Source organism: Streptomyces hilarionis (assembly GCF_024539675.1).
GTDB classification, from domain to species: domain Bacteria; phylum Actinomycetota; class Actinomycetes; order Streptomycetales; family Streptomycetaceae; genus Streptomyces; species Streptomyces hilarionis.
Map to the genome: position 1 here is coordinate 1 of NZ_JAHHIT010000265.1, position 6,897 is coordinate 6,897.

The following is a 6,897-nucleotide window of genomic DNA, read 5'->3' on the forward strand; positions in this document are numbered from 1 at the left end:
CCGACGCCCACACCCGCGCCGCTGCCCGCCCCCGCTGCCGCCGTCGTCGTCCAGCGCGCCCTTCCCGCGTCGCCGCCCGCGCCCGCGCCGCCGCGGCCGTCCCCCGACGTGAGCAAGCGCGCCGCCGCGGCGGAGCGCAGGACGCCGGAACCGGCGCAGCCGCAGCCCGGGTTCGACCCGCGGGCGCTGACCGACTTCCAGCTCGACGAGCTGACGCACCGTCTGACCGGCCGCATCACGCGCCTGCTGCGCACCGAACTGCGGCTCGACCGCGAGCGGATCGGCAGGCTGCGCGACCCCCGCCACTGACCCCGGCACCCGCCGCAGCGCCTCCCGCCCGCCCCCGCCGTCCCGCTCCCAGAAAGGCCAGGCCCCCGATGCCCTCCGATCTCGACCCGGGCTCCACCGTCTTCTTCACCCTGACCATCGACGGCGAGAGCCTCGGCTTCTTCAACGGGTGCGAGGGGCTCTCGTCCCAGGTGGAGATCGAGCACCGCCAGGAGGGCGGCAACAACGGGTTCGTCTGGCAGCTGCCCTCGCGGGTGACCTTCTCCACCATCCGGCTGACCCGCCCCCTCACCCCGGACACCACCAAGGTCGCCAAGTGGATCTCCTCGGTCACCACCGGGGTGACCCGCCCGACCGCCCAGATCGCGGCGCTGCGCGCCGACGGTTCGGAGGTCGCCCGGTGGGGCCTGATCGACGTGCTGCCGGTCAGCTGGCAGGGGCCGTCGCTGAACCCGGACAGCCCGGGCGTGGCGACGGAGGTCCTGGAGATCACCCACCACGGCTTCACGGACTAGCCGCCCCACCCCACCGACCAGCGAAGACACCCAAGAGGACGAGGACGTCATGGCCAAGGGAAGCAAAGGCGGCGCCGGCAAGAGCCTGGTCCGTGCCACCCTCGCGATCCACGAACCGCCGGTCGGCACCAGCACGACCCCCGGCGGGCTGATCAAGTCCTTCGGGTTCGACTTCAACCCGGCGCAACTCCAGCTGGGCCGCCGGGCCCAGTGGAAGGTCACGCCCACCGCGGCGGTCCGCGACGGCTCCGTGCCGGAGTTCATGGGCCCCGAGCCGCGCGAGATGACCGTGGAGATCTTCCTCGACACCTCCGACCAGCCCGGCAGCAACACCGTGCTGAAGAAGGTGGAGTCGCTGCTGGAGTGCTGCGAGGTCACCGCCAAGAGCATCGCCGCCAAGCAGCCCTCGCCGCCCTGGGTGGTCTTCCAGTGGGGTTCGTTCTCCACGGCCCGCTTCACCGCCTACGTCAGCAGCATCGACGTCACGTACTCGCTGTTCGGCACGACCGGCGTCCCGATCCGCGCCACCTGCCAGGTGCGCCTGCACGAGATCCCCAGCAAGACGAAGGGCCAGAACCCGACCTCGGGCGCGCTCACCGCGCAGCGGGTGCACCGGGTCGTCGCCGGCGACTCGCTCCAGTCCCTGGCCTGGCGCGAGTACGGCGACGCCTCCGCCTGGCGGTCCATCGCGCAGGCCAACGGCATCGACGACCCGTCCCGGCTGCCCAACGGGATCGAGCTCGTGCTGCCCGCGGCGGAGGAGGTGCGCTTCTAGTGGTCCAGTCCGCCTTCTCCAGCGTCATCCAGGTGACCCTCGGCGGCAGCCCCCTGCCCGTCGACATCGCGCCGCTCCTCGTCGACGGCTGGGTCGACCAGGGCCTCGGCGTGCCCGCCGCGTTCCGGCTCACCTTCCGCGACCCGGGCCGTCAGGTCCTGGGCAAGCTGAACGTCAAGTTCGGCACGCCCGTCGTCCTCGCGCCGGTCGCCGACGGCAAGGGCGCCTCGGACCCGCTGCTCACCGGCGAGGTCTGCGGCCTGGAGGCCGACTACGACGGCACCGGCACCTTCACCGTGATCCGCGGCTACGACTTCGGGCACCGGCTGATGCGCCAGCGGCGGGTGGCCGCCTACCGCAACCAGAGCGCCTCCGACATCGCCCGCAAGCTGGCCGCCCAGGACGGCGTGCCCGTCGGGAGGATCCAGTCCACCAAGACGGTCTACGAGTTCATCAGCCAGGCCAACGTCACCGACTGGGACTTCCTCGCCCGGCTGGCCGACGAGAACGAGATGGTCATGTCGGTGGACGCCAAGGGCAAGTTCCAGTTCGTCAGCCCCGACCCGGCGTCCGGCGCGCCGCCGACCTCCACCCCGGGCGACAAGAGCCCCTTCGTCATGGAGGCCGGCACCGACATCCTGCGGCTGCGGGCCGCCGTCACCGCCGCCGAACAGGTCGGGACCGTCGAGGCGCGCGGCTGGGACGTGACGACCAAGAAGAAGCTCACCGCCACCGCGCCCGCGAAGACCAACCCGGGCATCAGCATCGGCACCACCCCCGGCGAGGCCGCCGCCAAGTTCCGGCCGGCCAAGCTGGTCGACGCGCAGACGCCGTACGACCGGCAGTCGGAGGTGAAGTTCGCCGCGGACGCCCTCGCCGACGACGTCACGGGCTCCTTCGCCGAACTGGAGGTCGTCGCCCGCGGCACGCCGAAGCTGCGGCCGGGGCTTCCGGTCACCCTCGCCGACGTCGGCGACCCCTTCGAGGGCAAGTACACCGCCACCTCGGTGCGGCACGTCTTCGGCGACGGCAAGCACTACGAGGCGTGGGTCACCGTCAGCGGACGGCAGTGGCGGTCCCTGTACGGGCTGTCCTCCGGCGGCGGGAACGCCCAGAACGGCCTGAACCTGCCCGGCACCGTCAACGCGCTGGTCACCGACGTGGGGGATCCGCTGCGGCAGGGGCGCGTAAAGCTCCAGTTCCCCTGGCTCGACGACGCCTACGTCAGCGACTGGACGCGGGTGGTGCAGTGGGGCGGCAAGCGCGGCGGCTCGATCTTCCCGCTCGACGTCGGCGACGAGGTGCTGGTCGCCTTCGACCGGGGCGCCCTGGACCACCCGTACGTGATCGGGGGCCTCTACAACGGCAGGGACAAGCCCACCCCGGTCAAGGACGTGCCGCTGCACGACGGCGCCCGCCAGCGCGCCTCCCGGCACACCCTGTCCGACCGTGACGGCAACCGGATGGACCTGCTCAGCCAGCGCACCGGCGGCAAGCAGGGCGTACGGCTGACCAGCGGCGACGACAAGCTCGTCATCAACCTCGACCGGACGCAGACCGAGATCACCGTGGACAGCAAGGGCGACGTCACCATCAAGGGCGGCCGCGCGGTGTCCGTGAAGGCCGGCACCGACCTCACGCTGACCGCGGGCCGCAACGTCGCCATCAGGAGCGGCGGCTCGCTCACCCTGCGGGGCAACCTCGTCAACATCCGGTCGATGACGGGCATGGTGTCGGTGGACGCGGCGGGTCTGCTCAACCTCAAGGCGGGCGCCGCCGCCACCCTGAGCGCGGGCGCCGCCGTGCAGGTCAACTCCACCGCCAACGTGGGGATCCGGGCCGCGACCCTCATGCTCCAGGGCGTCGTCATGGTCAACGCCAAGCCCTACCCGCTGCCGTGACGGGCCGTCAGTACACCGTGAGACTCAGGAGAAGGCAGGTGGCCCTCTGATGGCCGAGCAATTCGTCGGATCGGGCTGGGCGTTCCCGCTCCGCATCGGCCCCACCGGGGGCATCGCCCTGGTCAGCGGGGAACGCGAGATCGAGGAGGCGATCCGCCTGATCCTCGCGACCGCGCCGGGCGAGCGTCCCATGCGCCCGGAGTACGGCTGCGCCATCCACGACCTGGTGTTCGCGCCGGTCAACGAGGCGACGGCCGGACGCATCCAGCACGAGGTGTACACCAGCCTGGACCGCTGGGAGCCGCGCATCGAGGTCAACGACGTCGAGGTCACCGCCGGCGCCGAACAGGGCGTGCTGTTCATCGACGTCCGCTACTCCATCCGCGGCACCAACAACCCGCGCTCTCTCGTCTTCCCGTTCTACGTCATTCCGTCCCACGACGAGCTGGGCGACCCCGGCTCCTCCGGTACGGCTTCCGAAAGCGACCGCTGATGGCCCTGCCCTCCCCCAATCTGGACGACCGCCGCTTCCAGCAGTTCGTCGACGACGCCAAGCGCTACATCCAGCAGCGCGCGCCGGAGTGGACCGACCACAACGTCTCCGACCCGGGCGTGACCCTCGTCGAGACGGTCGCCCACATGGCCGACCAGATCGTCTACCGGCTCAACCGCGTCCCCGAGAAGAACCACCTCGCCTTCCTCGACCTGGTCGGCATCCGGCTCTTCCCGCCGTCCGCCGCCCGCACCGAGGTGACGTTCTGGCTGTCGGCGCCCCAGGACGAGCCGGTGCTGCTCCCGGTGGGCACGGAGGTGGCGACGGTCCGCACCGAGAGCGAGGAGGCGGTCGTCTTCGCCACCGAGCGCGAACTCGTCGTCGTGCCGAGCCAGTTGAACCGGCTGGTCGTGCAGCACCAGGGCGAGCCGGTCAGCGACCGCACCTCCGACCTCGCCGAGGGCAAGGACCTGCTGTGCTTCGCCGAGGCGCCGCGCCCCGGGGACTGCATGCTGTTCGGGCTCAGCGCCGCCGTCCCGCACTGCGCGGTGGTCCTGGAGCTGGACAGCCGCGTCGACGGCGTCGGCGTCGACCCCCGCCAGCCCCCGCTGCTGTGGGAGGCGTGGACCGAGGACGGCTGGCAGGAGTGCGAGGTCGACCGCGACGGCACCGGCGGCCTCAACCGGCCCGGCGAGGTCGTCCTGCACGTCCCCGGCGGCCATGTGCTGTCCCGCTCGGGCGGCCAGGAGGCGGGCTGGCTGCGCTGCCGCGTCACCGAGCCCCTCGCCGGCCAGCCCTTCTACACCACCTCCCCGACCGTGCGCTCCGCCGAGGTCTTCACCGTCGGCGGCACCGCCCCGACCGTGCACGCCGAGACCGTCCACGACGAGGCCCTCGGCGAGTCCACCGGGCTGCCCGGACAGCGCCTCGCCCTGGTGCACGCCCCCGTGGTCGGCGACGACCCGCCCCTCCTCCTTCAGACCGCCGAGCACGAGGGCTGGACGGACTGGCAGGTCGTCCCGCACTTCGCCGCCTCCGGCCCCGACGACCGCCACATCACGCTCGACGCGGCCACCGGCGAGATCGCCTTCGGCCCGTCCGTGCGCGAACCCGACGGCCGGCTGCGCCAGTACGGCGCGGTCGCCCCCAAGGGCTCGGTCATCCGCGCCCGCCGCTACCGCACCGGCGGCGGCCGGGCCGGCAACGTGGCCCGCGGCGCGGTCCAGGTGCTGCGCACGTCCGTCCCGTACGTGTCGGAGGTCGTCAACCGCGAGGCCGCGCGCGGCGGCGTCGACGGCGAGACGGTGGAGGAGGCGAAGAAGCGCGCGCCGATCACGCTGCGCGCCCAGGAGCGGGCGGTGACCCTGCGCGACTACGAGGAACTGGCCCGCCGCGCCGCGCCCGAGACCGCGCGCATCACCTGCCTGGAGGGCGAGCCCGACGAGCACGGCTCGTACGCGGTGCGGGTCCTGGTCGTCCCGCAGGCGGTGCCCGACCCCGGCGGCCGGCTGCGCTTCGAGCAACTGGTGCCCGGCGACTCCCTGTTGGAGCGCATCACCCGCCACCTCGACGAACGCCGTCTGATCGGCACCCGGCTGGCGGTCGGCCCGCCGTTCTACCAGGGCGTGACGGTGGTGGCGACCGTGCACGCCTTCCGGGGCGTCGACACCGACCGGGTGCGCCGCCAGGCCCACGACGCGCTCTACCGCCATCTCGACCCGCTGACCGGCGGCGCGGACGGCAAGGGCTGGCCGTTCGGCCGTCCGGTGCAGTCCGGCGAGGTCTTCGCGGTGCTGCAACGCGTCCCGGGCGTGGAGCTGGTCGACCAGGTCACCCTGCACCCGGCGGACCCCCTGACGGGCAAGCGCGGCGAGGCGACGGACCGCATCGACCTGGCCGCTCCGGCGCTCGTCTTCTCCTACGACCACCGCGTCCGCGTGATCGGGGACGGCGCGTGAGGGGCTCGGTCGACGGACTGCGGTCCTCCACCCCGATCGGCGCGATGCTGCCGGCCGTCTTCGCGGACGACGACCTCGCGCAGCGCTTCGTCGAGGGCCTGGACGAGGTCATGGCCCCCATCCTCAACGCGCTGGACTGTCTGCCGGCGTACTTCGACCCGGCCCTCGCCCCGATCGACTTCACCCGCTGGCTGACGGGCTGGGTCGGCGCGGAGACCGACGGCACGGAGCCGGAGGCCAGACTGCGGGCCGCGGTCGCGGCGGCGGCGTACCTGCACCGGGTGCGCGGCACCCGCCTCGGCCTGGCGGAGGCCGTCCGCCTGGCGTTCGGCGTGACGCCGGAGATCGAGGAGAGCGGCGGCTCCGACTGGAGCGCCCGCCCGCTCGGCCCGTTCCCCGGCGCACGCCGCCCGCACCTGCACGTCACGCTCCGCCTGCCCGACCCCGGCCCGGCGGACGAGCACCGCCTGGACGCCCTCGTGGCCGCCGCCCGCCCCGCCCACATGCCGTACTCGGTCAAGGTGACCGCAGCCGAAAGGACCCCGGAGAGATGACCACCCAGAACTGCGCCGAGTGCGGAACGCGGGCCGAGCCCGGCCAGTCGTTCTGCGACGCGTGCGGGGCCGTGCTCGGCTGGACCGAGCGCACCCCGGCCCACGCCGGAGCCGGCTCCGGGACCGGCACGGCCCCGGGCGCGGGAGGCGGCGCGGGCACCACGGCCGGCGCCGACCCGGGTCCGGCGTCCGGCGCGTCCGGCGGGGCGGGAGCCGGGCGCGGGTCGGGGGAGACCGGCCGCGAGCCGTCCCCGGCCGGGTCCCCGGCGTCCGCTCCGACGACGGACGCCGCCCGCACCCCCGCCACCGACCGCGGAGGCGCCCGCGGCTCCGGCGACTCCGGCGACTCCGGCGACTCCGGCGACGACGAGGACACCGCGGAGAACCCCCTCCCGCCCGTCCCGGCCGAGGAC

Annotated in this window: 6 protein-coding genes and 2 pseudogenes; all 8 read left to right on the forward strand. The window is 73.7% G+C overall.

Annotated features, from left to right (window positions below; translation table 11 throughout):
* Positions 1-309, forward strand: a pseudogene (locus KMS84_RS37160) (extensin); the annotation flags it as partial.
* Between the two features lie 68 nt (positions 310-377).
* Entirely contained in the window at positions 378-803 is a 426-nt protein-coding gene (locus KMS84_RS37165; protein ID WP_069774064.1) for a phage tail protein, read from the forward strand.
* A 49-nt stretch (positions 804-852) separates the two neighbouring features.
* Complete coding sequence (locus tag KMS84_RS37170) at positions 853-1,578, forward strand: CIS tube protein (protein WP_256920967.1); 726 nt, start codon at positions 853-855, stop codon at positions 1,576-1,578.
* Entirely contained in the window at positions 1,578-3,479 is a 1,902-nt protein-coding gene (locus KMS84_RS37175; protein ID WP_256920968.1) for a VgrG-related protein, read from the forward strand. The genes KMS84_RS37170 and KMS84_RS37175 overlap by 1 nt, the downstream gene beginning before the upstream one ends.
* 49 nt (positions 3,480-3,528) lie before the next feature.
* On the forward strand, positions 3,529-3,972 hold the full coding sequence (locus tag KMS84_RS37180) for a GPW/gp25 family protein (protein ID WP_256920969.1): 444 nt from the start codon (positions 3,529-3,531) through the stop codon (positions 3,970-3,972).
* On the forward strand, positions 3,972-5,930 hold the full coding sequence (locus KMS84_RS37185; RefSeq protein WP_256920970.1) for a putative baseplate assembly protein: 1,959 nt from the start codon (positions 3,972-3,974) through the stop codon (positions 5,928-5,930). The genes KMS84_RS37180 and KMS84_RS37185 overlap by 1 nt, the downstream gene beginning before the upstream one ends.
* On the forward strand, positions 5,927-6,484 hold the full coding sequence (locus tag KMS84_RS37190; RefSeq protein WP_256920971.1) for a phage tail protein: 558 nt from the start codon (positions 5,927-5,929) through the stop codon (positions 6,482-6,484). Before KMS84_RS37185 ends, KMS84_RS37190 begins: the two co-directional genes overlap by 4 nt.
* Positions 6,481-6,897: pseudogene (locus tag KMS84_RS37195) on the forward strand (zinc ribbon domain-containing protein); the annotation flags it as partial. The gene KMS84_RS37190 and the pseudogene KMS84_RS37195, both read left to right, overlap by 4 nt.

Coding starts and splice junctions, on each gene's coding strand:
- KMS84_RS37165 (WP_069774064.1), top strand. CDS start 378: ATGCCCTCCGATCTCGACCCGGGCTCCACCGTCTTCTTCACCCTGACC.
- KMS84_RS37170 (WP_256920967.1), top strand. CDS start 853: ATGGCCAAGGGAAGCAAAGGCGGCGCCGGCAAGAGCCTGGTCCGTGCC.
- KMS84_RS37180 (WP_256920969.1), top strand. CDS start 3,529: ATGGCCGAGCAATTCGTCGGATCGGGCTGGGCGTTCCCGCTCCGCATC.
- KMS84_RS37185 (WP_256920970.1), top strand. CDS start 3,972: ATGGCCCTGCCCTCCCCCAATCTGGACGACCGCCGCTTCCAGCAGTTC.